Annotated in this window: 26 protein-coding genes and 1 pseudogene; 17 read left to right on the top strand and 10 right to left on the bottom strand. The window is 72.9% G+C overall.

Annotation, left to right across the window (positions count from 1 at the left end; translation table 11 throughout):
* Positions 1-2544 (top strand): ATP-binding protein (locus ACH4T9_RS22050; protein ID WP_396686853.1); only part of this gene is annotated, 2544 nt, incomplete at its 5' end.
* Positions 2541-3095, top strand: coding sequence for a response regulator (locus ACH4T9_RS22045; RefSeq protein ID WP_350883499.1), 555 nt, complete (start codon positions 2541-2543; stop codon positions 3093-3095). The genes ACH4T9_RS22050 and ACH4T9_RS22045, both read left to right, overlap by 4 nt.
* 23 nt (positions 3096-3118) lie before the next feature.
* Here ACH4T9_RS22045 and ACH4T9_RS22040 read toward each other — a convergent pair whose 3' ends face one another.
* Positions 3119-3628: a GbsR/MarR family transcriptional regulator gene (locus tag ACH4T9_RS22040; RefSeq protein WP_396671597.1), complete on the bottom strand. Its 510-nt coding sequence runs from the start codon at positions 3626-3628 to the stop codon at positions 3119-3121.
* A gap of 90 nt (positions 3629-3718) precedes the next feature.
* Between ACH4T9_RS22040 and ACH4T9_RS22035 the strand changes: the two genes are divergently transcribed.
* Positions 3719-4636 (top strand): ATP-binding cassette domain-containing protein, encoded by a 918-nt coding sequence (locus ACH4T9_RS22035; protein ID WP_396671596.1) that lies wholly within the window; start codon positions 3719-3721, stop codon positions 4634-4636.
* Entirely contained in the window at positions 4633-6216 is a 1584-nt protein-coding gene (locus ACH4T9_RS22030; RefSeq protein ID WP_396671595.1) for an ABC transporter permease, read from the top strand. The genes ACH4T9_RS22035 and ACH4T9_RS22030 overlap by 4 nt, the downstream gene beginning before the upstream one ends.
* Positions 6217-6240: 24 nt before the next feature.
* Here ACH4T9_RS22030 and ACH4T9_RS22025 read toward each other — a convergent pair whose 3' ends face one another.
* On the bottom strand, positions 6241-6576 hold the full coding sequence (locus ACH4T9_RS22025; protein ID WP_350883491.1) for an STAS domain-containing protein: 336 nt from the start codon (positions 6574-6576) through the stop codon (positions 6241-6243).
* A gap of 142 nt (positions 6577-6718) precedes the next feature.
* Here ACH4T9_RS22025 and hemL point away from each other — a divergent pair, with 142 nt between their 5' ends.
* The 6 genes from hemL (at position 6719) to ccsB (ending at position 12922) form a co-directional block, all read left to right on the top strand.
* Positions 6719-8056, top strand: a complete 1338-nt coding sequence (gene hemL / locus ACH4T9_RS22020; protein ID WP_396671594.1) for a glutamate-1-semialdehyde 2,1-aminomutase — start codon at positions 6719-6721, stop codon at positions 8054-8056.
* 124 nt (positions 8057-8180) lie between these two features.
* Positions 8181-8828, top strand: a complete 648-nt coding sequence (locus ACH4T9_RS22015) for a histidine phosphatase family protein (protein WP_387020633.1) — start codon at positions 8181-8183, stop codon at positions 8826-8828.
* Entirely contained in the window at positions 8828-9403 is a 576-nt protein-coding gene (locus ACH4T9_RS22010) for a TlpA family protein disulfide reductase (protein ID WP_396671593.1), read from the top strand. Before ACH4T9_RS22015 ends, ACH4T9_RS22010 begins: the two co-directional genes overlap by 1 nt.
* Positions 9403-10281, top strand: a complete 879-nt coding sequence (locus tag ACH4T9_RS22005; RefSeq protein WP_396671592.1) for a cytochrome c biogenesis CcdA family protein — start codon at positions 9403-9405, stop codon at positions 10279-10281. The genes ACH4T9_RS22010 and ACH4T9_RS22005 overlap by 1 nt, the downstream gene beginning before the upstream one ends.
* Positions 10281-11948: a cytochrome c biogenesis protein ResB gene (locus ACH4T9_RS22000; protein ID WP_396671591.1), complete on the top strand. Its 1668-nt coding sequence runs from the start codon at positions 10281-10283 to the stop codon at positions 11946-11948. The genes ACH4T9_RS22005 and ACH4T9_RS22000 overlap by 1 nt, the downstream gene beginning before the upstream one ends.
* Complete coding sequence (ccsB, locus tag ACH4T9_RS21995) at positions 11948-12922, top strand: c-type cytochrome biogenesis protein CcsB (RefSeq protein ID WP_396671590.1); 975 nt, start codon at positions 11948-11950, stop codon at positions 12920-12922. The genes ACH4T9_RS22000 and ccsB overlap by 1 nt, the downstream gene beginning before the upstream one ends.
* A 71-nt stretch (positions 12923-12993) precedes the next feature.
* On the opposite strand, the gene ACH4T9_RS21990 is transcribed toward ccsB, so the two are convergent.
* From ACH4T9_RS21990 to ACH4T9_RS21980, 3 genes are all read right to left on the bottom strand, one after another.
* Positions 12994-14382 carry a hypothetical protein gene (locus ACH4T9_RS21990; protein WP_396671589.1) on the bottom strand — a complete coding sequence of 463 codons (1389 nt, stop codon included), beginning with the start codon at positions 14380-14382 and terminating at the stop codon, positions 12994-12996.
* 107 nt (positions 14383-14489) lie between these two features.
* A complete protein-coding gene (locus ACH4T9_RS21985; RefSeq protein WP_350883477.1) occupies positions 14490-14693 on the bottom strand; it encodes a hypothetical protein in 204 nt (67 codons plus the stop codon).
* Between the two features lie 115 nt (positions 14694-14808).
* Positions 14809-15285 (bottom strand): MarR family winged helix-turn-helix transcriptional regulator, encoded by a 477-nt coding sequence (locus tag ACH4T9_RS21980; protein ID WP_396671588.1) that lies wholly within the window; start codon positions 15283-15285, stop codon positions 14809-14811.
* A gap of 89 nt (positions 15286-15374) precedes the next feature.
* On the opposite strand from ACH4T9_RS21980, the gene ACH4T9_RS21975 reads away from it, so the two are divergent.
* On the top strand, positions 15375-15950 hold the full coding sequence (locus ACH4T9_RS21975) for a carboxymuconolactone decarboxylase family protein (RefSeq protein WP_396671587.1): 576 nt from the start codon (positions 15375-15377) through the stop codon (positions 15948-15950).
* A 139-nt stretch (positions 15951-16089) separates the two neighbouring features.
* Here ACH4T9_RS21975 and ACH4T9_RS21970 read toward each other — a convergent pair whose 3' ends face one another.
* Positions 16090-16965: an alpha/beta fold hydrolase gene (locus ACH4T9_RS21970; protein ID WP_396671586.1), complete on the bottom strand. Its 876-nt coding sequence runs from the start codon at positions 16963-16965 to the stop codon at positions 16090-16092.
* 396 nt (positions 16966-17361) lie between these two features.
* Here ACH4T9_RS21970 and ACH4T9_RS21965 point away from each other — a divergent pair, with 396 nt between their 5' ends.
* Positions 17362-18825 carry a menaquinone biosynthesis decarboxylase gene (locus ACH4T9_RS21965; protein WP_396671585.1) on the top strand — a complete coding sequence of 488 codons (1464 nt, stop codon included), beginning with the start codon at positions 17362-17364 and terminating at the stop codon, positions 18823-18825.
* A complete protein-coding gene (gene mqnP, locus ACH4T9_RS21960; protein WP_396672046.1) occupies positions 18801-19736 on the top strand; it encodes a menaquinone biosynthesis prenyltransferase MqnP in 936 nt (311 codons plus the stop codon). Before ACH4T9_RS21965 ends, mqnP begins: the two co-directional genes overlap by 25 nt.
* A gap of 84 nt (positions 19737-19820) precedes the next feature.
* Here mqnP and ACH4T9_RS21955 read toward each other — a convergent pair whose 3' ends face one another.
* Complete coding sequence (locus ACH4T9_RS21955) at positions 19821-20789, bottom strand: terpene synthase (protein WP_396671584.1); 969 nt, start codon at positions 20787-20789, stop codon at positions 19821-19823.
* A 134-nt stretch (positions 20790-20923) separates the two neighbouring features.
* Here ACH4T9_RS21955 and ACH4T9_RS21950 point away from each other — a divergent pair, with 134 nt between their 5' ends.
* Positions 20924-21577 (top strand): UbiX family flavin prenyltransferase, encoded by a 654-nt coding sequence (locus ACH4T9_RS21950; protein ID WP_396671583.1) that lies wholly within the window; start codon positions 20924-20926, stop codon positions 21575-21577.
* A 66-nt stretch (positions 21578-21643) separates the two neighbouring features.
* Here ACH4T9_RS21950 and ACH4T9_RS21945 read toward each other — a convergent pair whose 3' ends face one another.
* On the bottom strand, positions 21644-21910 hold the full coding sequence (locus tag ACH4T9_RS21945; protein ID WP_396671582.1) for a BldC family transcriptional regulator: 267 nt from the start codon (positions 21908-21910) through the stop codon (positions 21644-21646).
* Between the two features lie 268 nt (positions 21911-22178).
* Here ACH4T9_RS21945 and ACH4T9_RS21940 point away from each other — a divergent pair, with 268 nt between their 5' ends.
* From ACH4T9_RS21940 to ACH4T9_RS21930, 3 genes are read left to right on the top strand one after another with little or no spacing between them, the layout of a single operon-like run.
* Positions 22179-22637, top strand: coding sequence for an Lrp/AsnC family transcriptional regulator (locus ACH4T9_RS21940; protein WP_396671581.1), 459 nt, complete (start codon positions 22179-22181; stop codon positions 22635-22637).
* A 45-nt stretch (positions 22638-22682) separates the two neighbouring features.
* On the top strand, positions 22683-23516 hold the full coding sequence (locus ACH4T9_RS21935; protein ID WP_396671580.1) for an SDR family NAD(P)-dependent oxidoreductase: 834 nt from the start codon (positions 22683-22685) through the stop codon (positions 23514-23516).
* Between the two features lie 22 nt (positions 23517-23538).
* Positions 23539-24630, top strand: coding sequence for a PLP-dependent cysteine synthase family protein (locus ACH4T9_RS21930; protein WP_396671579.1), 1092 nt, complete (start codon positions 23539-23541; stop codon positions 24628-24630).
* Between the two features lie 75 nt (positions 24631-24705).
* On the opposite strand, the gene ACH4T9_RS21925 is transcribed toward ACH4T9_RS21930, so the two are convergent.
* The gene (locus tag ACH4T9_RS21925; protein ID WP_396672045.1) at positions 24706-25326 is read right to left on the bottom strand and encodes a putative glycolipid-binding domain-containing protein; all 621 of its coding nucleotides are present in this window, start codon (positions 25324-25326) and stop codon (positions 24706-24708) included.
* Positions 25327-25433: 107 nt separating this feature from the next.
* Positions 25434-25823: pseudogene (locus ACH4T9_RS21920) on the bottom strand (RNA helicase); the annotation flags it as partial.

Genomic DNA, 25823 nt, shown 5'->3' with positions numbered 1-25823 from the left:
TCGACGGTGAACACGATGGTGGACCAGCTGTCGTCGTTCGCGGACGAGGTGACCCGGGTGGCCCGTGAGGTGGGCACGGAGGGCAAGCTGGGCGGTCAGGCGCAGGTGAAGGGCGTCTCGGGCACGTGGCGGGACCTGACGGACAACGTGAACTCGATGGCGTCGAACCTGACGTCGCAGGTGCGCAACATCGCGTCGGTGACCACGGCCGTCGCGAAGGGCGACCTGGGCCAGAAGATCACCGTGGACGCGCAGGGCGAGATCCTGGAGCTGAAGAACACGGTCAACACGATGGTGGACCAGCTGTCGTCGTTCGCCGACGAGGTGACCCGGGTGGCCCGCGAGGTCGGCATCGAGGGCAAGCTCGGCGGCCAGGCGCAGGTGAAGGGCGTCTCCGGCACCTGGCGGGACCTCACCGAGAACGTCAACCAGCTCGCCTCCACGCTCACCACCCAGCTCCGGGCCATCGCCCAGGTGTCGACCTCGGTGACCCGGGGCGACCTGACCCAGCGGATCGCGGTCGAGGCCCAGGGCGAGGTCGCCGAGCTGAAGGACAACATCAACCAGATGATCGTCACCCTTCGGGAGACGACGAAGAAGAACGCCGAGCAGGGCTGGCTGGACTCCAACCTGGCCCGCATCGGCGGCCTGCTCCAGGGGCAGCGGGACCTCGGCGAGGTCTGCCGGATGATCATGATGGAGGTGACCCCGCTGGTCGACGCGCAGCTCGGCGCGTTCTTCCTGGTCGACACCTCCGACGGCAGCATGCGGCTGCGGCTGACCGCCTCGTACGGCTACGTGGCCCGGGGGCATGACGTCACGTTCGGCCCCGGCGAGGGACTGGTCGGGCAGGCCGCGCTGTCCCGCCGGACGATCCGGGTGAGCGCCTCCCCGGACGGCCGGCTCACCCTGCGCTCGGGGTTGGCGGACACCCCGCCGTCCGACCTGGTGGTGCTGCCCGTGCTGTTCGAGGGCGAGCTTCTCGGCGTGATCGAGTTCGCCAGCGTGGCCGCCTTCTCCGAACTGCACCTGTCGTTCCTGGAGCGGCTGGTGCTGACCATCGGCGTCGCGGTCAACACGATCCAGGCCAACCGGCGCACCGAGGAGCTGCTGGCCCAGTCGCAGCGGCTGGCCCACGAGCTCCAGGAGCAGTCGGCCGAGTTGCAGCGCACCAACGCCGAGCTGGAGGACAAGGCCCAGCTGCTGTCCGAGCAGAAGGCCAACATCGAGACCCAGAACCGGGAGATCGAGCTGGCCCGGCTCGGCCTGGAGGACAAGGCCCAGCAGCTCACCCGGGCCTCGGCGTACAAGTCGGAGTTCCTGGCCAACATGAGCCACGAGCTGCGTACGCCGCTGAACTCGCTGCTGCTGCTGGCCCGGCTGCTGGTGGAGAACTCGGACCAGAACCTCACCCCGAAGCAGATCGAGTTCGCCCGGACCATCCACAACTCCGGCTCGGACCTGCTGCGTCTGATCGACGACATCCTCGACCTGTCCAAGATCGAGGCGGGCCGGATGGACGTCGAGCCGACCGAGGTCCGGTTCGACGAGATCCGCGGGTTCGTAGAGCAGGCGTTCACCCCGCAGGCCGAGGACAAGGGCCTCGACTTCCAGGTCCGGGTGGCCGAGGATCTGCCCCCGGCGCTGGTCACCGACACGGGGCGGTTGCAGCAGATCCTGCGCAACCTGCTCTCCAACGCGGTGAAGTTCACCGACAACGGCACGGTGACGCTGCGGATCGCCCCGGCATCCGAGAACGTCGTCTTCGACGTGCCGGCGCTGACCAACGCCCGGCAGGTGATCGCCTTCACGGTGATCGACACCGGGATCGGCATCTCGGACGACAAGCTGTCGCTGATCTTCGAGGCGTTCCAGCAGGCGGACGGCACGACCAGCCGGCGGTACGGCGGCACCGGGCTGGGGCTGTCGATCAGCCGGGACCTGGCCCGCCTGCTCGGCGGCTCGATCGCCGTGGCCTCGGTGCCCGGGGATGGCTCTTCCTTCACCTTGTACGTACCGGACGTGCTGGCTCCGGACGCGGTGGTCGCGCCCGCGCCACCGTCGCCGGCCCGCGCGGGCCTGCCCGCGTCGCTGCTGATGCCCCCGCCGGAGCTGTCGGGGGTGGCCGAGACGCCGGCCACCCGCCGGCTGGAGGGCGTCACCGTGTTGATCATCGACGACGACGTGCGGAACGTCTTCGCGCTGACCAGCGCATTGGAGTTGCACGGTATGACCGTGTTGTACTCGGACAACGGGGCGGACGGCGTCCGCCGGCTGGCCGAGCATCCGGAGGTGGACATCGTGCTGATGGACGCGATGATGCCCGACCAGGACGGCTACGAGACCACCCGGCAGATCCGCCGTAACCACCGCTTCGCCGACCTGCCTATTGTCTTCCTTACCGCGAAGGCGATGCCGGGCGACCGCGAGTCCGCGCTCGCGGCGGGCGGCAGCGACTACATCACCAAACCTGTTGACCTGGACGACCTGATCGAGCTGATGGCGTCCTGGGTGGGCGGCAGCCGAGGCGAGGAGAGAGCGTGACCCAGACGGCCAAGGCGCTGTTGGTCGACGACCGGCGGGAGAATCTGATGGCCCTGGAGGCGATTCTCCAGGGGCTGCCGGTGCAGTCGGTCGCTGTGGAGAGCGGCGAGGCGGCGCTCAAGCAGTTGTTGGTGGACGACTTCGCGGTGATCCTGCTGGACGCGCAGATGCCCGACATGGACGGCTTCGAGACCGCCAGCCACATCAAGCGGCGGGAACGCACCCGGCACGTGCCGATCATCTTCCTCACCGCAGCCGACAAGGACGCCCAGCTCGCCCTGCGCGGGTACGCGGTCGGCGCGGTCGACTACCTGACCAAGCCCTTCGACCCGTGGGTGCTGCGGGCCAAGGTGTCGGTCTTCGTCGAGCTGTGGGTCAAGACCCGGCAGCTCGCCGCCCAGTCGGACCTGGTCCGGGAGCGCGAGACGCAGTGGCGCACGCTCACCGACGCCGTCGACGAGGCCACCGCACTGCTCCGGGCGGACGGCCCGCAGGCCCGAACCCGGGCCGTCGACCTGCTGGAACAGGCCCGCTGGGGCAACACCCGCTGACCTAGCTTTCCTGGGCAGTACACCTAGCCGGGTGACGACCCGCCGTGGCCCGTGGCGGCGCGGCGGGCCCGCCAGCGCTCGCCTAGCGAGTCGATCTCCTCCTGGATGAAGACGAAGAAGTCGCGCATCTCGCTGACCCGCTCGCCGGCCGGGGTGCTGCGGCCGGCGAGGGCGTCGACGCCCCCCTCGGCGATGTCGATGAAGTTCTTGTAGAGGCCGGTCTTCGTGATCGTCCCCTCGTACCAGGGGTTGTCCGGGAGCCCGTAGCGGTCCCGGCGGGAGCCCTTCACCGGCTCGCGGACCAGCATCCCGAACTGGGTCAGGTAGCGGACCGCGCCGGAGACCGCCGCCGCGCTGACGTCGAGCCGCTCGCCGATCTCGGCGGCGGTCAGCGTCTCGTCCGCGCTCATCACCGTGAACAGCACCCGGGCGGCCATCCGGGGGAAGCCGACCTCCGCGAAGGCCATCGCCATCCGCTCGACGAAGAGGTGGACCGCCTCGTCGTTGCGGTTGGGCGGGTCGGCGGCGGTCATCCGGCTCTCCTCGGCGTAGGTCGGGTATCTGATCGTGCCCCAGCTTCCACGGGCTTCACAACTTTGTGAAACGACTGTAGCTTCTGAAGCATGGAAACTCCGATAGCGGTGTCCGGCCTGGTGAAGACCTTCGGCCGGACCCGGGCGCTCGACGGGCTGGACCTGACCGTCCGCGCCGGTGAGGTGCACGGCTTCCTGGGGCCCAACGGCGCCGGCAAGTCCACCGCCATCCGGGTGCTGCTCGGCCTGCTGCGGGCGGACGCGGGGGCCGCCCGCCTGCTCGGCGGCGACCCGTGGCGGGACGCCGTCGCCCTGCACCGCCGCCTGGCGTACGTGCCGGGCGACGTGACCCTCTGGCCCAACCTCACCGGGGGCGAGGTGATCGACCTGCTCGGCCGGATGCGCGGCGGGATCGACCACGCCCGCCGCGACGAGCTGCTCGCCGCGTTCGAGCTGGACCCGCGCAAGAAGGGCCGGGCGTACTCGAAGGGCAACCGGCAGAAGGTCGGACTGGTCGCCGCCCTCGCCTCCGACGCGGAGCTGCTGATCCTCGACGAGCCGACCTCCGGCCTCGACCCGCTGATGGAGGAGGTCTTCCAGCACTGGGTGGGCCGGGCCCGCGCCGCCGGTCGCACCGTCCTGCTCTCCAGCCACATCCTCGGCGAGGTCGAGGCGCTCTGCGACCGGGTGACGATCATCCGCAACGGCCGCGCCGTGGAGACCGGCACGCTGGCCGAGCTGCGTCACCTCCAGCGCACGGCCGTCGACGCCGAGCTGGCCGGGCCGCCGCACGGGCTGGCCGAGCTGGCCGGCGTGCACGACCTGCGGGTCGACGGCGACCGGGTCCGCTTCGACGTGGACACCCCGACGCTCGACGCCGCGCTGCGCCGGCTCACCGAGATCGGCGTCCGGAGCCTGGTCAGCCGCCCGCCCACGCTTGAGGAGCTGTTCCTGCGGCACTACGGGGCGGCCGGGGCCGCCGGCGCACCCGCCGGGGTGGCCCGGTGACCGGCACCCGGCACCTGGTCCGGCTGATCCTGCGCCGGGACCGGGTGCTGCTGCCGATCTGGGTGCTGCTCATCGCGGTGCTGCCGGCCAGCTACGCCGAAACGTACGCCGGGCTGTACCCGACCGCCGCCCAGCGCGCCGAGTACGCGGCCACCACCGCCGGCAACCCGTCGATCGAGGCCCTGCTCGGCCCGGCGTACGGCGAAAGCGTCGGCGCGCTCGCCGCCCAGCGGTCCGGGCTGCTGCACCTGATCGTCGGCCTGATCAGCCTGCTCGTCGTCATCCGGCACACCCGTACCGAGGAGGAGGCGGGCCGGCGGGAGCTGCTCGGCGCGACCGTCCTCGGCCGGTACGCCGGGCTGGCCGCCGCGCTGCTCGTCACGTACGCGGCGGACCTGCTGCTCGGGCTGCTCGTGGCCGGCGGGCTGGTCGCCGCCGGCCTGCCTGCGGCCGGCTCCCTGGCGTTCGGGCTCTCGGTCACCCTCGCCGGAGCGGTCTTCGCCACCGTGGGCGCCCTCGCCGCGCAGCTCACCGAGAGCGCGGGCGGTGCCCGAGGGCTGGGCGTCGCGGCCCTCGGGGCGGCGTACCTGGTCCGGCTCGCGGGGGACGCGGGCGGGACGGAGTGGCTGAGTTGGCTCTCCCCGCTGGGCTGGGCCCAGCGCACCCACCCGTACGCCGGCGAGCGCTGGTGGCCGCTGGCGCTGCTCGCCGGGCTGGCCGCGCTGGTCGGCGCGGTGGCGTTCCGGCTCTCGGCGCGGCGCGACCTCGGCGCGGGCGTGCTGCCTCCGCGGCTCGGCCCGGCCTCCGCAGGCCCCGCCCTCGCCGGTCCGTGGGGGCTGGCCTGGCGGCTGAACCGGGTCGCGCTGCTCGGCTGGACGGTCGGCGCGGCGGCCCTCGGCGCGGTACTCGGCGGTGCCGCCGAGGCGGCCGGGGACGCGGTGGACGGCAACGAGACCGTGGCCCGGCTGATGGAGCGGCTCGGCGGCTCGGCGTCGATCGCCGAGGCGTACCTCGGAACGACCCTGAGCATCGTCGCGCTCGCCGCCGCCGGTTACGGCATCCAGGCCGTGCTGCGGATGCGCACGGAGGAGACCGGTCAGCGCGCCGAGCCGGTGCTCGCCACCGGGACGAGCCGGTCCCGCTGGCTGCTCGGCCACCTGGCCTTCGCGCTGCTCGGCCCAGCGGTGATGCTGGCGGTGACCGGCGCGGTCACCGGGCTCGCCTACGGCCTCAGCAGCTCCGACGTGACCGGCAAGGTGCCCCGGCTGGCCGGGGCGGCGCTGGCCCACGTGCCGGCGGTCTGGGTGCTGGTCGGCCTGGCGGTGCTGCTGTTCGGCCTGCTGCCCCGGATCAGCGTCGGCGCGGCCTGGGCGGCGCTCGCCGGCTGCCTGCTCCTCGGCCAGCTCGGCGCGGCGCTGGAGCTGAGCCAGTGGCTGTTGGACCTGTCCCCGTTCACCCACACCCCGCAGGTCCTGGGCGGGTCGGTTCCCGCCACGCCGCTGCTGGCCCTGGCCGGCACGGCAGCCGCGCTGGCCATGGCGGGCCTGCTCACCTTCCGCCGCCGCGACCTGTCCGGCTAGGCGGCGACGGGGCGGGCGGAGCGGTCAGTCGGTGGGGGCGCCGTTGCGGATCATCAGGGCCGAGCGGAGTCCGGTGATGTCCAGGACCCGGAGCAAAAAGTCGCCGACGCCGGTCAGGATGAGCAGGCTCTGCGCGTGGCTGGTCTTGCGGCTGAGCACGACCAGGGTGCCCAGCCCCTGGGAGTCGCAGAAGGTGACCCCGCCCAGATCGAGGACGATCCGCGGGGGCGGATCGGCGAGCACCTCGTTGACGACGGTCGAAAGTTGGGCGGCCGTGAGCATGTCGATCTCACCGGCGAGGCGAAGCACCACTTCATCGCCCGTCCGGTGTAGCGTGATGGACAGTTCGGCACGATCCACCCGATCAGCCTAGCGTGAACCGGGTCCTCTGGCCCGTCGAGGCGCTCGCAGCCCGCCCGGCCAGCCGTTCCGCGTGAGCCCGGTAACCCCGACCAGGGGTGGCTGCCGATTCGCCGTCCGGCGCTGACACAATGGCGGCATCGTGACCGATACCTTTTCCGCCGGATCCGGCCGTTACCCTGCCGACGCGCCGGCCTCCGAGGCCCTGTTCGACCGCGCCCGCGCCATCGTGCCCGGCGGGGTGAACTCCCCCGTGCGCGCGTTCCGCGCCGTCGGCGGCACCCCGCGCTTCATGGTCCGGGGGGAGGGTCCCTGGCTCCACGACGCGGACGGCCGGCGCTACGTCGACCTGGTCTGCTCGTGGGGGCCGCTGCTCCTCGGGCACGCCCACCCGGAGGTGGTCGAGGCCGTCCAGGCCGCCGCCGCCCGGGGCACCAGCTTCGGCGCCCCGACCCCCGGCGAGGTCGAGCTGGCCGCCGAGATCGTCGACCGCACCCCGGTCGAGCAGGTCCGGCTGGTCAACTCGGGCACCGAGGCCACCATGTCGGCGATCCGGCTGGCTCGGGGCTTCACCGGTCGCTCGAAGATCGTCAAGTTCGCCGGCTGCTACCACGGGCACGTCGACGCCCTGCTCGCCGCCGCCGGCTCCGGCGTGGCCACCCTCGGCCTGCCCGACTCGCCCGGCGTGACCGGTGCGGCGGCCGGCGACACCATCGTGCTGCCGTACAACGACATCGCCGCCGTCGAGGAGGCGTTCGCCGCCGAGGGGCCGCACATCGCCGCGGTGATCACCGAGGCGGCGGCCGGCAACATGGGCGTGATCGCCCCCCGCGACGGGTTCAATTCCCAGCTCGCCCGGATCGCCCACGCGCACGGCGCGCTGCTGGTCGTCGACGAGGTGATGACCGGGTTCCGGGTCTCCCGCTCCGGGTGGCACGGCCTCGACCCCTCCGACGCCGACCTGTGGACGTACGGGAAGGTCATGGGCGGTGGCCTGCCGGCCGCGGCGTTCGGCGGGCGCGCGGAGATCATGGCGCGACTCGCCCCGGCCGGCCCGGTCTACCAGGCCGGCACCCTCTCCGGTAACCCGCTCGCCTGCGCCGCCGGCCTGGCCACGCTGCGGCTGGCCGACGACGCCGTCTACCGCAGGCTCGACGAGACGGCCGCCGTGGTCGGCAGGCTCGCCGCCGACGCGTTGACCGCCGCCGGGGTTCCGCACCGGCTGTCGTACGCGGGCAGCATGTTCTCGATCTTCTTCACGGACGCCGACGTGGTCGACTACGACAGCGCCCGGACCCAGCAGGTCCCGGCGTTCAAGGCGTTCTTCCACTCGATGCTCGCCGACGGGGTCTACCTGCCGCCGAGTGCGTTCGAGGCGTGGTTCGTCTCGGCGGCGATCGACGACGCCGCGTGTGAGCAGATCGCCGCGGCCCTGCCCGCGGCGGCGAACGCGGCGGCAGCGGCGGGCAACGGGGGGTAGTGGTGAGCGCGAGGAGTGAGCCGGTTCTGCGAGCCCCGCAGTCGCGAACGCAGGGGGGCGTGGTGGGCGCGAGGAGTGAGCCGGTTCTGCGAGCCCCGCAGTCGCGAACGAAGGGAGCGCTGCGGTGAGCAAGACGGTGGTCCACGTGCTGCGGCACGGTGAGGTGCACAACCCGGATCAGATCCTCTACGGCCGGCTGCCCGGCTTCCGCCTGTCGGAGCTGGGCGTGCAGATGGCCAAGGCGGCGGCCCAGGGGCTCGCCGAGCGGGACGTGGTGCACGTGGTTGCCAGCCCCCTCGAACGTGCCCAGCAGACCGCCGAGCCGATCGCCGGGCAGTTCGGCCTGCCCGTCGGGGTGGACGAGCGGCTGATCGAGAGCGCCAACTGGTTCGAGGGCAAGAAGGTCTCCCCGGGCGACGGATCGTTCCGCGACCCGCGCAACTGGTGGGTGCTGCGCGACCCGGTCACCCCGTCCTGGGGCGAGGCGTACCGGGCCATCGCGGAGCGGATGTTCGCCGCCCTGCACGCGGCCCGGGTCGCCGCCGAGGGGCGCGAGGCCGTGCTGGTCTCCCACCAACTCCCCATCTGGACGCTGCGCCGCCACGTCGAGCGCAAACGGCTCTGGCACGACCCGCGCCGGCGGCAGTGCGGCCTGGCCAGCCTCACCTCGTTCCACTTCGACGGCGCGAAGATCGTCGGGATCGGCTACAGCGAGCCGGCCGCCCACCTGGTCGCCACATCGCCGACCGCTCGGACGGCCAAGGGGGCCTGATGTCAGCCCGGAGGTGGATCGCGGGACTCCTCGCGGCCGTGGCCACCATGGCGGCGCTGGCCGGCTGCTCCTCCGACAGCCAGGAGCAGCGCTGCGCCACCACCGACGGTGTCATCGAGTGCGCCCCCGACCAGCGGTCCACCGCCCCGAAGCTGGCCGGTGAGCTGCTCACCGGCGGCAGCTACGACGTCACGACGGACCGCGGCCAGGTGGTCGTGGTCAACTTCTGGGGGTCCTGGTGCCCGCCCTGCCGGGCCGAGGCCGACGACCTGGAGGCCACCTACCAGGCCACCAAGCCGTCCGGGGTGAAATTCCTCGGCATCAACGTGCAGGACAACCGGGACAAGGCGCTCGCGTTCGAGGAGGGCCGGGTCACCTACCCCAGCCTCTTCGACCCGCCGAGCCGACTCGCCCTCGCCTTCGACATCTCGCCCACCACCATCCCGGCCACCGTCGTGCTGGACCGGGACGGCAGGGTGGCCGTGGTCATCCGGTCGGCGGTGACCCAGGAACGGCTGCAACCGATCGTCGCGCGGATCGCCGCCGAGCAGCCCGCGCCCAACGGCTCCCGCTGATGGGCGGGACCTTCCACGACGTCGCCCAGAGCGGGCCGCTGCTACTGGCCATCGGCGCGGCGGCACTTGCCGGGCTGGTCAGCTTCCTGTCCCCGTGCATCCTTCCGCTGGTCCCCGGCTACCTCTCCTACGTCACCGGCCTGGCCGGCGCCGACCTGGAGGGCCGGGACGCGCCGGCAACGCCCCCCGCTGGCACCCCGGGGCAGGCTGGCGGCAACGGCGGCAGTGGCGGTGGCGGCAACGGCGGCGGCGTGGCGGTGCGGGAGCGGACCCGGGAACGGGGCCGGACGGCGGCGGCGGTCAAGGGCCGGGTGCTCGCCGGGACGCTGCTCTTCATCGCCGGCTTCACCGCCGTCTTCACCGCCACCGCGATCCTCTTCGCCAGCGTCGGCCGGGTCTTCATCCAGTACGAGCGGGCGCTGGAGATCGGCGCCGGTGCCCTGGTCATCGTGCTCGGGCTGGCCTTCGTCGGGGTGCTCCCCGGCCTCCAGCGGGAGTTCCGGATCCACCGGCTGCCCGCCGCCGGCCTGCTCGGGGCCCCCGTCTTCGGCGCGGTCTTCGCCCTGAGCTGGATGCCCTGCACCGGCCCCACACTCGCGGCGGTGCTCGGCATGGCCACCCCCGGCGGGCAGACCGACCGGGCCGTGGTGCTCGCCGTGGCGTACTGCCTCGGACTGGGGATACCGTTCGTCGTCTTCGGGCTGGCCTTCCACCGCCTGCTCGGAGTGTTCCGCGCCATCCGGCGCAACAGCCGCTGGGTCACCCGGGTCGGCGGCGTCCTGCTGGTCCTGATCGGCCTCGCGCTGGTCACCGGCGGGTGGACCAACTTCGTCATCTGGTTGCAGACGACGTTCGGCGTGGGCGAGGTGAGCATCTGATGACGATTGTGGCGGACCGGGCCGATCCCGAGGCGCCGCGCCGCCGGCCCAACCGGGCGCTGGCCCTGCTGCGCAACTCGTGGCGGCAGCTCACCAGCATGCGTACGGCGCTGATCCTGCTCTTCCTGCTCGCCGTCGCGGCCATCCCCGGCTCGGTGCTGCCGCAGCGCGGGGTGAACCTGGAGAAGGTCAACGAGTACTTCGTCGACCATCCGGAGCTGGCCCCGAGGCTGGACCGGATCGGCGCGTTCGAGGTGTTCGGGTCGGTCTGGTTCTCCGCCATCTACCTGCTGCTGTTCACCTCGCTGATCGGCTGCATCCTGCCCCGGCTGCGCGACCACGTCCGCGCCCTGCGCACGAAGCCGCCGGCCGCGCCCAAGCGCCTGGGGCGGCTGCCCCAGCACGCCGTGCGCACCGGTGTCGCCACCGACGCCGAGGCCGTCGCCGCCGAGCTGCGCCGGCGACGCTGGCGGGTGGTGGTGCGCGGAAACGAGGTCTCCGCCGAGAAGGGGTACCTCAAGGAGACCGGCAATCTGCTGTTCCACACCTCGCTGATCGCCGTGCTGATCGGGGTCGCCCTCGGCTCCTGGTTCGGCTGGCACGGCAACAGGCTGCTGGTGGCCGGCGAGGAGAACGCCTTCTGCAACACCCGGCAGCAGTACGCCGAGGCCAAGCTCGGCCCCCAGGTGGACAGCGCCGACCTGCCGCCGTTCTGCCTGACCCTGAACCACTTCGACGCGCGGTTCCTGGAGTCGGCCCAGCCGGAGTTCTACCGGGCCACGGTCGACGTGGAGGAGGCCGGCCGGGCCACCCGCACCGAGACCTTCTCGGTCAACTCCCCGCTGCGCCTCGGCGACGCCAACGTCTACCTGCTCGGCCACGGCTACGCCCCGGTGCTGCGCTACACCGACCGGTACGGCAAGACCCAGACCAGCAACTTCCCCTTCGTGACCAGCGGGGACGCCACCCTCACCAGTGAGGGCGTGGCCGCGTTCCCAGACGTGAACGTCGACCCGAAGACCGGCAAGCGGGACTCGAACCTCCAGGTCGCCTTCGAGGGGTTGTACCTGCCCACCGCCCCGCGGCAGGCCCCGTTCAACCGGTCGGAGTTCCCGACCGAGGACAACCCGGCGGTGGTGCTGGTCGCGTACCGGGGGAACCTGGGCATGGACGCCGGTATCCCCGGCTCGGTGTACAAGCTCGACCAGCGTCAGGTCACCAACGGCAAGCTCAAGCAGGTCGGCGACAAGAAGCTGGCCGTCGGCGAGAAGTGGACGCTGGACGACGGCAGCGTGCTGGAGTTCGTCGGCACGAAGCCGTACATCACCCTGTCGGTGCGCTACGACCCCGGCTCGATGCTGCTGCTCGGCAGCTCGACGGTGCTGCTGGTCGGCTTGATGGGCTCCCTGTTCGGCAAGCGCCGGCGCGTCTGGTTCCGGGTTACGCCGGCCGGATCGGGTGAGGCGGCCGACCCCGCCGACGGATCTCCGACGGGCGGTAGTAGCTTGATGGAGGCCGGTGGCCTGCCGCGCACCGACTATCCGGGGTTCGCCGACGAGTTCGCGCAGCTCGTCGCCGCCGTCGGTGGCGACGGTGAGCCGGGCGAGCGGACCGGTGGGGGCCGCGACGCACGCGGCCCGGCCGGGACGCGAGAAGGAGCCGAGTGATGTCCGCACTCTCCGACCAGCTGGTCACGTTCGCGATCCTGGCGTACCTGGTCGCGATGATCTGCCACGCCGTCGAGTACGCCCTGGGCAACGCCAGGGCCGTCGCCCCGGCCGCGCGCGAGCTGGTCGGCGCGGGAGCCGGTGGGGCCGGCGGCCTGGTCGACGCGCCCGCCGCCCCGGTCGCACCACCGGCCCGGGTCGACCGCTCGGCGGAGCGGGCCCGGCTGTTCGGCCTCGTCGCGGTCGGGATCACCGTCCTCGCCGCCGCGCTGCACCTCGCGGCCACGGTCACCCGCGGCATCGCCGCCGACCGGATGCCCTGGGGCAACATGTACGAGTTCGTGCTGACGATCTCGTTCATCGGGACGGCGGCCTGGCTCGGCGTGCTGTGGAAGCGCCCCTCGCTGCGCCGCCTGGGGCTGTTCCTCACCCTGGTGATGGTGCTGCTGCTCGCGTTCGCCGAGCTGAAGCTGTTCGTCGAGGTGGTGCCGCTGATGCCGGCGCTCCAGTCGTACTGGTACATCGTGCACGTGTCGACGATCAGCTTCTCGTCCGGCATCTTCCTGCTCGGCGCGGTGCCGGCGATCGCGTTCCTCATGCGCAACGGGTACGAGCAGGGAAAGCGCAGCTTCCCGTACACCCTGGCGCAGCGGCTGCCGACGGCGACCGGCCTGGAGCGGCTGACCTTCGTGCTGCACGCCTTCGCGTTCCCGGTCTTCACCTTCGCGGTGATCGCCGGCGCGATCTGGGCGGAGGCCGCGTGGGGCCGGCCGTGGGGCTGGGACCCGAAGGAGACCTGGGCGTTCATCTCCTGGGTGGTGTATGCGGGCTACCTGCACGCCCGGGCCACCCCGAGCGTGCGGCGGAACGTGGCCACCTGGCTCGCCATCCTCGGCTTCCTCACCATGCTGATGAACCTGTTCGGGGTCAACTTCTTCTTCACCGGCCTGCACTCCTACGCCGGCGTCGACTGACCCGGCACCGTCGAACCGATCCGGTGACCGCCGGGGGCCAGCGCCCCCGGCGGTCACCGTGTCCGGGGCGGTCAGCCCAGCGTCACCGCGGCCACGTCGTTGGCCGGGTTGTCGTCGGTACGCGGATACGGGTTGACCCGCACCTCGCCCGCCGCGCCGGCCGGGCCGTCGATCCGCAGGTCGAACGCCACGGTGAAGGTCTCGCCGGCGGGGAAGACCAGCCCCGGCTTCCCGCAGTACCAGTAGCCGGGCACGCCCTCCTCGCCGTCGCTCGGGGAGCACCCGGCCGGGTGGTTCGTCACGGTCGTACCTGCCGGCGGGACGAACCGGAAGCTGGCCGAGCCGCCGCCGGAGACGGTGTCGTCGGGCACCCCGGGGCCGTCGTTGCGGATGCCGACCTGGACCTGGACGGTGTCGCCGACCGCTCCGGTGGCAGTGGCCCCGAACGCCACCACGTCGAACGCGCCCCGGACGCCGCGTAGGTAGTACTGCCCCCAGGCGTCATCATGCTCGGCCGCGAGGACGTCCACCGGTTCGCCGACCGCCCGCAGCCGCAGCTGGCGGTCCGCCTCCCGGCGGGTGAGCTTCACCCCGGCGGGCAGCGGGCCGGCGGTGGCCAGCGGCTCGACGAACTGGTTGATCCGCTTGTCCCCGAGAGCGGCCGGGGTGACCCGGGTGGGGATACCCCCGCGCGCCTCGTAGCGCTGGCCTGGGGCGAAGTCGCCGCGCACCGTGCAGACCATCACGGTGGCGAGTACCACCGGATCAGTGCCGTAGCGGCAGTTGCGGTACGCCTTCGGGGCGAGCCCGACCGGGAAGCGCAGGGTCACCCGCAGGTCCTCGATCGGCTGGTGGCCGCCGTTGGCCACCGCCACGGGCACGCCGATCCGGTCGCCCACAGCCGGCCCCGGCACGTACGCGTCGACCAGGTCGACCGCGGCCGGGCCGGCGGCCACCGTCACGGTTGCCTGCTGTGTCTCCGGGTCGACCTGGTCGGCGGCGACCGTGTAGCCGATCGTGCCGGTCGCGCCGTCGGCGGCCCCCGGCACGGCCCGCAGCACCACCGGCACCGTGCCGTCGACGGTGCCGAACTCGTCGGGGGTGGCCGTCGGGGGCATCGGGCAGGTCACCGCCGTGGCCGAGCTGACGCACCAGTCCGGGAAGGTGGCGGTGGCGACGCCGGCCAGCTCGGTCAGGTCGAAGCTGACCCGGGGGGCGACCGCTCCGACGCTGGTCATGCTCAACGAGGCGGTCCGGCCCGGGGCACCGGCCGCGCCGATGGTGGTGTCGTAGAGCACGGCGCTGACCCAGCCCGGGTCGCTCTCGGCCGCCGCCGGGGCGGCGACGGTGGCCACGGCGGTCGCCGCGACCAGCCCCATCACGCCGAGGCGGGCCGCCAGGAAGCCGCTGCCGGACGGGATTACGGTCACCCCACCGCGTGGAACGTGCACAGATCCCATCGATCTCCTTCGTCAGGGAAACCGACCCGGAGAAACCGGCGGGCATCCCGCCGGCCGGATCGGCGCCCTGATCCTAGGGACCGGGGATGACAGTTACGGCCCGTCGGTCAGGGCCGGGCGGCCCTCGTCGCGGTGAGGATCCGGTCCACCTGCCGGGTGACCTGGTAGGCCACCTCCGGCACGTCGGGCAGCTCGATCCGCTCGGCGCGCATGGTGAGCTGGGCGTGCAGTTCCCGGGCGACCGCGTCGCGGATCCGGACCAGCAGGGGGGAGAGGCCGTCCGGGTCCCCGGACACGTACGCGTCGCTCATGCCCTCATCGTGCCCCTTGAGCGGTCCCTCGGCCGGCGCTGCGATATATGTAACTACAGAGCTGAGAACGCCAGTTGTGCGGAATGCGGTGGCATCCGACGGGGTCGGGACCGGGTCAGGTGCCGAACCAGCCCGGGACGTCGAGGCGGAAGAGGTCGGCGGCGGCAACGGTGCGCAGGTCGTCCTCGATGGCGGCGACCCGGTCCGGGCCCAGGATGGCCGCCCAGCGGTCGCGCAGCACGTCGAAGACCGCCGCCGAGCGGGCCAGCCCGTCGTGGCCCCGCGCGGTCATCCGGACCAGCTTGCGGCGGGCGTCGCGCGGGTCGTCGACGCGTTCCAGGTAGCCGAGGGCGACCAGTCGGTCGACCGTCTTGCCGGCGGCCTGCTTGGAGACGCCGAGGCGCTGGCCCAGCTCGGTGGCGGTGGTGCCGTCGGGGCCGACGGCCTGGAGGACGAAGCCGTGCAGCGGGCGCAGCTCGGGGTGGCCCTGCCGGGCCAGCTCCGCGTGCAGGTCGTCGATGAGCGTGCGGAAGCCGGCCAGCAGCAGCAGGGGCAGCGCGAAGCCGGGGCGGGCGGGATCAGTGGTTGCCATATTCGACAACCACGTTTACGGTTTGGACAACCACGTTGACGATCGTACGTCACGGCCGGCGTCACGTGCCTACGGAGAGCAGGTTCCCCATGCCCAGTGCCGCCTTTACCGCCCACACCCACGACACCGCGCCCGCCACCGCCCGGCCGACCATCGAGGGGGTACGGCGGAAGTTCGGCTACCTCCCGGCGCCGGTCGCCCTGATGGCCTCCTCGCCGCAGCTGCTCAAGGGCTTCCTCACCATCAACGGGATCTTCGAGCAGTGCGATCTCGACCAGTTGGAGCGGGAGGTCGTCGTGCTGACGGTCGCCACCCGCAACGAGTGCCACGTCTGCGTGGCGATGCACACCGGCACGCTGACCGGGCAGGGTGCCGACCCGGTGCTGATCGGCGCGCTGCGCTCCGGCACGCCGCTGCCCGAGGCGCGGCTGGAGGCGCTGCGGCTGTTCACCCTGGCCGTGCTGGACCACCGGGGCGCGGTCCCGGACGACGTGCTGCGCGCCTTCCTCGCCGCCGGCTACCACCCCGGTAACGCCCTCGACGTGGTCCTCGGCGTCGGCACGTACACCATCTCCACCTTCGCCAACCGGCTCACCGACGCTCCGCTCGACCCCCAACTCGCCGACCACGCCTGGACGCCCACCCCGGTGGCCGCCGGTGGCTGAGCGGCCGACGCCCGGACCGCCGGACCGCCGGGCCGCCGAACTGCCGGGCCGCCGAACTGCCGGGCCGCCGAACTGCCGGGCCGCCGGCCGGGCCGCCGGGCGGGCGGGAGCCGGGCGGCCGGGCCGCCGGGCGGGTGGGTCAGGCCGGGCGGAGGAAGTCCAGCAACAGTGCGAGGAGTTCGTCCGGCCGTTCCTCGTACAGCCAGTGACCGCAGTCCTCGACCACCTCGCCCCGGACCGTCGTGGCGTACCGGCGGACCTGGTCGGCCACCTGGTCGCCGAGGCTGGCCCGACCGCCGACGGCCAGCACCGGCATCGGCAGCAGCGTCGCCTGGTAGGTGGCGTTGTCTTCGATGTCCTGACCGAACGCGCGGAAGTACGCGAAGCTCGCCCGCAGGTGCGCCTCGTCCCGCAGGTGCCGGGCGTACTCCTCGACGCCGTCGGGGCCGATGCTGCCCTTGCGGACCATCAGGGCGTCGGTGAACCGGTCCACCCAGAGCGTCTCCCGGCCGCTGACGAGCTGCTCGGGCAGCCCGTTGGTGAGGCTGAAGAAGCCGAAGTTCCACACCCCCGGGCCGGCCGGGGTCAGCGCGGGGAACGCGTAGACGCTCTCGTCGGGGATCGGCGCCTCGCTGAGCACCAGCCGACTGACCCGGTCCGGGTGGGCGGCGGCGTACGCGTAGGCGACCATGGTGCCGACGTCGTGGCCGACCAGCCGGATGTCGCCGGCCACGCCCAGCTCGGCGAGCAGCCCGTGCAGGTCGGCGGCGAGGGTCTTCTTGTCGTACCCGGCGGCCGGGGCATCGCTGTCACCGAAGCCGCGTAGGTCGGGGGCGATCACGTCGAAGTGCCGGGCCAGCCCCGGCAGCAGGGCCCGCCACATGTACCAGGACTCCGGGTAGCCGTGCAGCAGCACCAGCGGCGGCCCCTGCCCGCCACGGACGTGGTTGATCATTACCTCGCCGACCCGCACCCGTCGCTCGCCGAACCCCTCGGGCACCCGTCCCCCACCCACCTGATCCCCTCCCTGGCACCCCAACCCCAGCCCCAGCCCCAGCCCCAACCCGCAGGCCGCCGCGTTGATCAAGAGATCTGCGTCGGGATCGGCCCCGGCGGAAGTTGACCGAAAGTTTGATCAACTCAAGGGGGGGTGATTGTCACTCTGAGTTAGTGAGAGGCTACCGTACGGTGCAGGGCTTTTTGATCCGTCCGCGATGTCAGCCTCATATTGATTCGGAGGAATGTCTGCTGCCTGGGTGGGCGCGTGGACGGGGCAGCTCCAAAGGAGCCCGCCCGTACGCGGCCCCCGCCGAGCGGGAGGCGGGCCGTCGACCACGGCGACGGGTGATCTGCGTCGGCGCGGGGGACCCGGAGCGGCGGTTCCGGCGGCCGGTGGGGGAGACTGGCTGTCATGGCGGCTCGTGGCTTCCCGTACACCGATCTGAAGGACTTCCTCGCGGCCCTGGAACGGGCGGGGGAGCTGCGCCGCGTCAGCGTCCCGGTCGATCCCACGCTGGAGATCAGCGAGATCGTCACCCGGACCGTGCGGGCCGGCGGGCCGGCGCTGCTCTTCGAGCGGCCCACCCGGGGCGAGATGCCGGTGGCGCTCAACCTCTTCGGCACCGAGAAGCGGATGGCGATGGCGCTCGGCGTCGAGAACCTCGACGAGATCGGCGCGCGGATCGGCGAGATGCTCAAGCCGGAGCTGCCGCAGGGCTTCTCGGGCATGATGGGCGGGCTCGGCAAGGTCATGCAGCTCAAGTCGATGCCGCCGAAGAAGGTCAAGACCGCCCCCTGCCAGCAGGTGGTCTACCGCGGCGACGACGTCGACCTGAACCGGCTGCCGGGGCTGCAGGTATGGCCGGGTGACGGCGGGATCTTCCACAACTTCGGCCTGACCCACACCAAGCACCCGGAGACCGGCAAGCGCAACCTGGGGTTGTACCGGTTGCAGCAGCACTCGCGGAACGCCGTCGGCATGCACTGGCAGATCCACAAGAACTCCACGGCGCACCACGCGGTCGCCGAGCGGCTCGGCCAGCGGCTGCCGGTGGCGATCGCCATCGGCACCGAGCCCGCGGTCGCCTACTCGGCCAGCGCGCCACTCCCCGCTGACATCGACGAATACCTTTTCGCGGGGTACCTGCGCGGCGAGCGGGTCGAGATGGTGGACTGCCTGACGGTTCCGCTGCAGGTGCCGGCGCACGCGCAGATCGTCCTGGAGGGCTACATCGAGCCGGGCGAGCGGCTCCCGGAGGGCCCGTTCGGCGACCACACCGGCTTCTACACGCCGGTGGAGCCCTTCCCGGTGATGCACATCGAGTGCATGACCATGCAGCGCGACCCGGTCTACCACTCGATCGTCACGTCGCAACCACCGCAGGAGGACCACGGCCTCGGCAAGGCCACCGAGCGGATCTTCGCGCCGCTGCTGCGCTTCCTGATCCCGGACATCGTCGACTACGACCTGCCCGCCGCCGGGGTCTTCCACAACTGCGTGATCGTGTCGATCCGCAAGCGCTACCCGAAGCACGCGCAGAAGGTGATGAACGCCATCTGGGGCGCGCACATGATGTCGCTGACCAAGCTGATCGTGATCGTCGACGAGGACTGCGACGTGCACAACTACAACGAGGTCGCGTTCCGGGCGTTCGGCAACGTCGACTACGCCCGCGACCTGCTGCTCACCGAAGGACCCGTCGACCACCTCGACCACGCCTCGTACCAGCAGTTCTGGGGCGGGAAGGCGGGCGTCGACGCCACCCGGAAGCTGCCCACCGAGGGCTATACCCGGGGCTGGCCGGAGGAGATGACCATGGCCCCTGAGGTCGTCTCCCTGGTCGACAAGCGCTGGAAGGAGTACGGGATCCGATGACCGCCGCCGTCACGGAGCCCGTCGAGCGCCCCGGCCGGGTCAAGTCCTTCCTCAAGCTCGTCGCGATCGAACACTCCGTCTTCGCGCTGCCGTTCGCGTACCTGTCGGCGCTGACCGCGATGCAGGTCCACGGCGGGCGGGTGCGCTGGGGAGACCTGCTGCTGATCACCGTGGCGATGGTCGGGGCGCGGACGTTCGCGATGGCCGCCAACCGGATCCTCGACCGGCGGATCGACGCGCGGAACCCGCGTACCTCCTCCCGGGAACTGGTCACCGGGGCGGTGAGCGTGCGGACGGCCTGGACCGGCGCGGCCGTCGCGCTGGTGGTCTTCCTCGCCGCAGCCGCCCTGCTCAACCCGCTCTGCCTGGCGCTCGCGCCGCTCGCCGTGGTGCCGCTGGTCGTCTACCCGTACGGCAAGCGGTTCACCAACTGGCCGCACGCGATCCTCGCGGTCGCCCAGGCGGTCGGCCCGGTCGGCGCGTGGTTCGCGGTCACCGGCACCTTCGCCGGCTCGTGGCCGGCCTGGCTGCTCGGCGCGGCCGTCGGCCTGTGGATCGGCGGCTTCGACCTGATCTACGCCTGTCAGGACGCCGACGTGGACCGGAAGATCGGCGTGCACAGCGTCCCCGCCCGGTACGGGCTGCGCTTCGCCCTGCACGCCTCCACCGTCACGCACGTGGTGACGTTCGCGCTGTTCATCTGGTTCGGGGCGCTGGTCGGGTTCGGCTGGCTCTGGTGGATCGGGCTGGCGCTGACCGCCGTCGCGTTCGGCTACCAGCACCTGGTGGTGTCGCCGACCGACCTGAGCAAGGTCAACCGGGCGTTCTTCACCGCGAACGGGTTCGTCGGCATCGCGCTGTTCGTGCTCGCCCTGCTCGACCTGGTGGTACGGCTCGGCCTGCGCCCCTGAGCCGGCGCGGCCCCTGAGCCGGCCTGCGCCCCTGAGCCCGCTCCGCGCCCCTGAGCCGGCTTCTGGCCGGGCCGGCGGGAGCCGTCAGTCCCGGGCCGCCGGGGTGGGGTAGCGGGCGCTCTCCAGGGTCCACTCGATGGTGCCCCGGACGGCGTCGGCGACCCCGTCGAGGTAATCGGTGACGGCCTCGTCCAGCGCCGGGCCGAACGACGGCACGGCCGCGCGGAGCTCGACGAAGCGGCGCATCGCCGCCCGCCAGCGCTCGGCGGCCAGGTCGATCGCGGCGGCGACCGGGACGCCCCGCTCGGCGGCCAACGCGAGCACCAGGTTGTGCCCGCCCGAGGTGGCCCGGTCCCGCTCCAGCGAGGCGAGGTCGTTGTACCAGGAGAGCAGGTCGTTGCCGAGGTCGGCGATCTGGCGCAGCAGCGGATGGTGGTACACCGCGTCGGGCAGCGGGCGGTCGGTGACGAACTCGATCAGCGGGTACGACACGTACGCCGCGGAGGTGGCCCGGCGCAGCTCGACATAGCGGGCCACGTCCGGCGGCCGACCGGCGGCCTTCTCCACCGCCTCCTGCCACGTCCCGTGCAGGTGGTGGCCGACCGCGTCGGCGAACCGCAGCCGCCAGCGGGCCGGCATCCGGCGGCGCGGCTCCCGCCAGGCCCGCACCAGCAGCCGGCGCAGCGGGCCGGTGAGCCCCGGGTGACGGATCCGGTGCCCCTCCCGTAGCAGCCACAGCGTCCCGTCGCGCAGCGCCCGGATCTGCTGCGGGGTCAGCCGGTGCGGGCCGTCGCAGGCGTCGTCGACCAGGAAGAACCAGGTGAACAGGGCGGCCACCACCCGCAGGTCGGCCTCGGTGGCCTGCGGGTAGAGCCGGCTGGCGTAGCGGGCGAAACCCGCGCGGGACAGCCGGTCCAGCGCCGGTCCGTCCAGCGGCAGGCCGAGGCCGGGCAGCCGGTCGTCGAGCCACCGCTGCACCCGCTCGGCGTGCGGGGACAGCCTCGGCGGAATGGGGCAGTGGGAGCGAAGCGACCAGAGGATGTCGCCGGTCATCATCGATTCCTCCCAGGGGCGTGGGATCGCGCCCACGGCAGCATGGCAGGTCGGTACCGTGGGCGGGGGGCCGGCCCGGCGGACCCAGGAGGGCGGCCGACGACCGCCCGGCGTGACCAGGCAGGCTGGACGGTATGCGTGAACCATGGGTGGTGGGAGTCTCCGGTGCGTCGGGCACGCCGTACGCCGCCGCGGTCCTGAGCGGGCTGTTGGACGCCGGCGAACCGGTGGACCTGATCGTGTCCCGCGCCGCGCGGCTGACCATCCTCGACGAGACCGGGCGGGTCTTCCGCGACGGGCACTGGGCCGGGGACCTCGCGGCCTGGCTCGGCCGGGACCTGGGCGACGCCGACGTGCGGCACTGGCCCGCCGGTGATCTCGCCGCCGGCCCCAGCAGCGGCTCCTACCGGGTACGCGGCATGGCGGTCGTGCCGGCCAGCACGGCCGCCTGCGCCGGCATCGCGATCGGGCTGTCCAAGGACCTGTTGCAGCGGGCCGCGGAGGTCAACCTCAAGGAGCGCCGGCCGCTGGTGGTGGTGCCCCGCGAGACGCCGGTGACCCGTAGCCACCTGGAGCACCTGATCGCCCTGCACGACGGCGGGGCGGTGGTGCTGCCCGCCAGCCCGGGCTTCTACGGCGCCGGCGCGTCCGCCTCGGCGCAGCAACTCGTCGACTTCGTGGCGGGGAAGGTGCTCGACGCCCTGGGCGTACCGCACACGTTGTTCCGGCGCTGGTCCGGCGAGCTGGGCACCGGCCGTACCGGCGGTCCGGACGCCGGCCGCCGCTGAGCGGGGACGGTGTCGTCGGGACGCGGACCGGGCGGGCCGGTCCGCGTGCCCCGTCAGTGCACCTGGTCAGTACATCCCGGCGTTGGCCGGGCCGGGGCCGGTCGATGCCGGGGGGCCGACGTTACGTGTCTTTCCCATGTCGTCCGCCTCGTCCAGCATGCCCTCCCCTTCCAGCAGGGCCCGCACCTCGGATTCCCGAAACCGGCGATGCCCGCCTGGAGTCCGGATGCTGCCTATCCGGCCGGCCGCCGCCCAGCGCGTCACCGTCTTCGGGTCAACCCGAAACAGTGCGGCAACCTCACCCGGTGTCAGCAGGCGATCTCCAGTGTCCACAGCCCCCTCCTCGCGTCGACGAAGCCCTCGGCTGAACACACTGCCCCCGGCCGGTGCGAGCCCAGAGCCGTCATGAGGGACGTATGGCAATTACAGCACCAGCGACCTGGCCTGTCCGCCAAACGCGAAAAAAGCACTGAGTGGGAAGTTAGTAAATGCTACCGGCGCGGTTCCCCCTTGACCGAAGGTCTGCGAACACTCACCTGCTGTCAGGTGCAACGTATGTCGAGCGCCGGACGTTACGCCCGAACGACTAGGGTCACAGTCCGTGGACGCCATCGACCGGAGCCTCGTCGCGCTGTTGCAGGGCAATGCCCGACTCTCGTACGCCGAGCTGGCCCGCCAGGTCGGCCTCTCCGCACCCGCCGTGCACGAACGGGTCGGGAAGCTGGAGTCCGGCGGGGTGATCCGGGCGTACCGGGCGGAGGTGGAGCCCGAGTCCATCGGCCTCGGGGTGACCGCGCTGATCAGCATCGTCGAGGACTCCGGCGGGGACACCGACGACGTGCTGGAGGCGTTCCGACGGATGCCCGAGATCGAGTCCTGCTACTTCATGGCGGGGGTCGAGTCGTTCCTGCTCAAGGCCCGGGTCGGCACCATCGCCGAACTGGAGCAGCTCATCGTCCGACTGAACCGGACCCCCGGGGTGGCCTCCACCCGTACCGGGATCGCCCTGTCGACGAAGTGGGAGAACCGTCCCCAGTCGATCGAACCGCCCACGGCCTGAGCGGCGGCTCTGGCGCGCGACGTGCCACGGCGGTAGGTTGCGCCGGTGACGTCGCCAGTGCGCGGAACGGCCGTGGTGACCGGCGCGGCCGGTGGCCTGGGCCGCGCGCTGGCCGCCGCCCTGCACGCCGACGGCTGGCCTGTCCTGCTCACCGACCTGGACGCCGACGCCGTCGCCGCCGTGGCCGCGCCGCTCGGCGGCTGGTCCCGGCCGCTGGACGTGCGCGACGAGACGGCCTGCGCGGCGGTGGCCGCCGAGGCGGCCGGGCGGTCGCCCGACGGCCTCGGCCTCTGGGTCAACAACGCCGGCATCCTGGCCACCGGCCCCGCCTGGGAGCAGGACGAGCGGACCCGCCGCCAGATCATCGAGGTGAACGCCCTCGGCGCGATGGCCGGCACCCTCGCCGCGCTGGCGGTGATGCGGGCACAGGGGCGCGGACACGTGCTCAACGTCGTCTCGCTGGCCGGGCTGGTCGCCGCCCCCGGCGAGACGATGTACGCAGCCAGCAAGCACGCCCTCCTCGCGTTCAGCCTGGGCACCCTGGCCGACCTGCGGGCGGCCGGGCACCGGGACGTACACGTCTCGTGCCTGTGCCCGGACGGGATCTGGACGCCGATGCTGCACGACCGGCTCGACGACCCGGGGGCCGTGGCGTCCTTCACCGGGACGCTGCTGACCCCCGAGCGGGTCGCCGCGCGGGCGGTCCGGCTGGCCCGGCGGCCGCGGCCCGTGGTGGCGCTGCCCCGCTGGCGTGGCGCGCAGGTCCGGCTGCTCGACGCGCTCCCCGGGCTCGCCGTGGGGTTGACCCCGCTGATCCGGGCCACCGGTCGGGCCGGGCAGCGGCGGCAGCGCCGCCGGGGCGGCTCCGGCCTGGCCTGACCCGTCTTGCTACGTTTCGGACGTGACTCATCTCGACCGGTGCGACGAAGCCAGCCGGACGTGGGTGACCGGGGCGATCGCCACGGTCGAGGCGGACGCCAACCGGTCCGCCGACACCCACCTGCTGCCGTTCCCGCTCCCCCGGGAGTGGGGGATCGACCTCTACCTCAAGGACGAGTCGTCGCACCTGACCGGCTCGCTCAAGCACCGGCTCGCCCGCTCGCTGTTCCTGTACGGGCTGTGCAACGGCTGGATCGGCCCCGGGACGACCGTCATCGAGGCGTCCTCCGGTTCCACGGCGGTCTCCGAGGCGTACTTCGCCCGGATGCTGGGGCTGCCGTTCATCGCGGTGATGCCGGCGTCCACCTCACCCGAGAAGATCGCCCAGATCGAGTTCCAGGGCGGGCGTTGCCACCTGGTCGACGACCCGGCGAAGGTGGTGGTCGAGGCGCGCTGGCTGGCCGAGGACTCCGGCGGCCACTTCATGGACCAGTTCACCTACGCCGAGCGGGCCACCGACTGGCGGGGCAACAACAACATCGCCGAGTCGATCTACGCGCAGCTCACGCTGGAGCGGCACCCCGTGCCGGCCTGGATCGTGGTCGGCGCCGGGACCGGCGGCACCAGCGCCACCATCGGCCGGTACACCCGGTACCGCCGGCTGCCCACCAAGCTGTGCGTGGTCGACCCGGAGAACTCGGCGTTCTACCCGGCCTGGCAGGCGGCCGACTGGTCGGTGCGTACCGGCCGGGGCTCCCGGATCGAGGGCATCGGCCGGCCCAGCGTGGAGGCGTCGTTCCTGCCGGCCGTGGTGGACCGGATGGTCCAGGTGCCCGACGCCGCCTCCCTGGCCGCCATGCGGGCCGGCTCGGCCCTGCTCGGCCGCCGGGTGGGCGGCTCCACCGGCACCAATCTCTGGGGCGCGTTCGGGCTGATCGCCGGCATGCTCGCCGAGGGGCGCGCCGGCTCGGTGGTCACCCTGATCTGCGACCCCGGGGACCGGTACGCCGACACGTACTACGCCGACGACTGGGTGGCCGGGCAGGGGCTCGACCTCGCCCCGCACCTGGCCGCCGTCGACCGCTTTCTCGCCACCGGCGCCTGGCCCCGGTAGGGAACGGCCCCCGGCGGCGCGGCCGGCGGGTGACCGGCCGCCGGGCCGGGGCGGCGGGAGACGCCGACGTGCGTGTCAGCGCCCCGGGATCCGCTCCGCGAGGCCCGGGTAGCGCAGCACCCAGCCGTCCGGGTCGACGTCCAGGTCGGCGGTGAAGGTGCCGCTGGCGAACCGGACCCGGCCCGCGCCGAGCGCCGAGTAGACCTGTTCGGCGGGGACCACCGCCAGGCTGGGCACCAGCACCCACGCCACGGTGATCCGGTGCGTGGTGTCCGCCGCCGTCGAGGCCAGCCGCAGCCGGCGTACCGGGAGGGTGTTGAACAGCGGCGACCCGCCGAGGTCGACGTCGACCGCGTCGGCCAGCCGGTCCGGCTCGTCGGTGCCCGGCAGCCCGGCCGGGGGACGCCCGGCGGCCCGCAGCGCGGCGTCCAGGTCGCCCTGCTCGGAGGTGGTCACCCGCCACCGGTCACCGGCCGGTTCCAGCCGTACGCTCCGCTGCCAGCCCGCCCCTTCCGCCTCGACCTCCAGCCGGCGGACCGTCCAGTCCGGCCCGCTGTTCAGTTGGTAGCGGCAGGTGTAGGCGATCGGGTCGACGGCCACCGCGACACCTCGCGCGGTCAGCCCGTCCCGGTCGTCCAGCAGGGCGTGCTCGGCGCCGGCGGTGTCCGTCCGGGCCCAGAACAGCGACTTCGGCATGGTCGGCATGAACCGGACGTTACGCCACGACGCGAGCGCCGGCAGCGCATGCGGAAACGCCGCCGCGGAGCTGTGGGCTCCGCGACGGCGTTCCGGTCTTCGTCAGATCAGTGGGTACGCGCCGGCGGCCGTCCACCGAACCCGCGCCGGTCGTCGCGCGGCCGGTCGTCCCGTCCGCGTCCCTCGGGCCGGAAACCGCCCCGACGGTCGCCGGTGCGCGGGTCCCCGCCGGACTCGCCCCGCTCCGGGAAGCGGCGCTCGCCGTGCGGGCGGTCCCCGAACCGTCGCTCGCCGCCGAAGCCCTCACCGGTCGGGCGGTCGCCGTAGCTACGCTCGCCGGTGGGCCGGTCGCCGTAGCGGCGTTCGCCCGTGGGGCGGTCGCCGAACCTGCGCTCGCCGGTGGGGCGGTCGCCGTAGCTACGCTCGCCGGTGGGCCGGTCGCCGTAGCGGCGTTCGCCCGTGGGGCGGTCGCCGAACCTGCGCTCGCCGGTGGGGCG

Origin of the sequence: Micromonospora sp. NPDC020750 (assembly GCF_044334565.1) — a bacterium.
Classification (GTDB): domain Bacteria; phylum Actinomycetota; class Actinomycetes; order Mycobacteriales; family Micromonosporaceae; genus Micromonospora.
The sequence above is the reverse complement of the archived record's forward strand: the minus strand, read 5'-3'. Positions and strand labels throughout refer to the sequence as shown.

What these genes read in the sequence shown, in the direction of transcription:
- ACH4T9_RS22040 (WP_396671597.1), bottom strand. Translation starts at nt 3,628, where the DNA reads ATGACCGCCGCCGACCCGCCCAACCGCAACGACGAGGCGGTCCACCTC.
- ACH4T9_RS22035 (WP_396671596.1), top strand. Translation starts at nt 3,719, where the DNA reads ATGGAAACTCCGATAGCGGTGTCCGGCCTGGTGAAGACCTTCGGCCGG.
- ACH4T9_RS22010 (WP_396671593.1), top strand. Translation starts at nt 8,828, where the DNA reads ATGTCAGCCCGGAGGTGGATCGCGGGACTCCTCGCGGCCGTGGCCACC.
- ACH4T9_RS22005 (WP_396671592.1), top strand. Translation starts at nt 9,403, where the DNA reads ATGGGCGGGACCTTCCACGACGTCGCCCAGAGCGGGCCGCTGCTACTG.
- ACH4T9_RS22000 (WP_396671591.1), top strand. Translation starts at nt 10,281, where the DNA reads ATGACGATTGTGGCGGACCGGGCCGATCCCGAGGCGCCGCGCCGCCGG.
- ccsB (WP_396671590.1), top strand. Translation starts at nt 11,948, where the DNA reads ATGTCCGCACTCTCCGACCAGCTGGTCACGTTCGCGATCCTGGCGTAC.
- ACH4T9_RS21990 (WP_396671589.1), bottom strand. Translation starts at nt 14,382, where the DNA reads ATGGGATCTGTGCACGTTCCACGCGGTGGGGTGACCGTAATCCCGTCC.
- ACH4T9_RS21985 (WP_350883477.1), bottom strand. Translation starts at nt 14,693, where the DNA reads ATGAGCGACGCGTACGTGTCCGGGGACCCGGACGGCCTCTCCCCCCTG.
- ACH4T9_RS21980 (WP_396671588.1), bottom strand. Translation starts at nt 15,285, where the DNA reads ATGGCAACCACTGATCCCGCCCGCCCCGGCTTCGCGCTGCCCCTGCTG.
- ACH4T9_RS21975 (WP_396671587.1), top strand. Translation starts at nt 15,375, where the DNA reads ATGCCCAGTGCCGCCTTTACCGCCCACACCCACGACACCGCGCCCGCC.
- ACH4T9_RS21965 (WP_396671585.1), top strand. Translation starts at nt 17,362, where the DNA reads ATGGCGGCTCGTGGCTTCCCGTACACCGATCTGAAGGACTTCCTCGCG.
- ACH4T9_RS21955 (WP_396671584.1), bottom strand. Translation starts at nt 20,789, where the DNA reads ATGACCGGCGACATCCTCTGGTCGCTTCGCTCCCACTGCCCCATTCCG.
- ACH4T9_RS21950 (WP_396671583.1), top strand. Translation starts at nt 20,924, where the DNA reads ATGCGTGAACCATGGGTGGTGGGAGTCTCCGGTGCGTCGGGCACGCCG.
- ACH4T9_RS21925 (WP_396672045.1), bottom strand. Translation starts at nt 25,326, where the DNA reads ATGCCGAAGTCGCTGTTCTGGGCCCGGACGGACACCGCCGGCGCCGAG.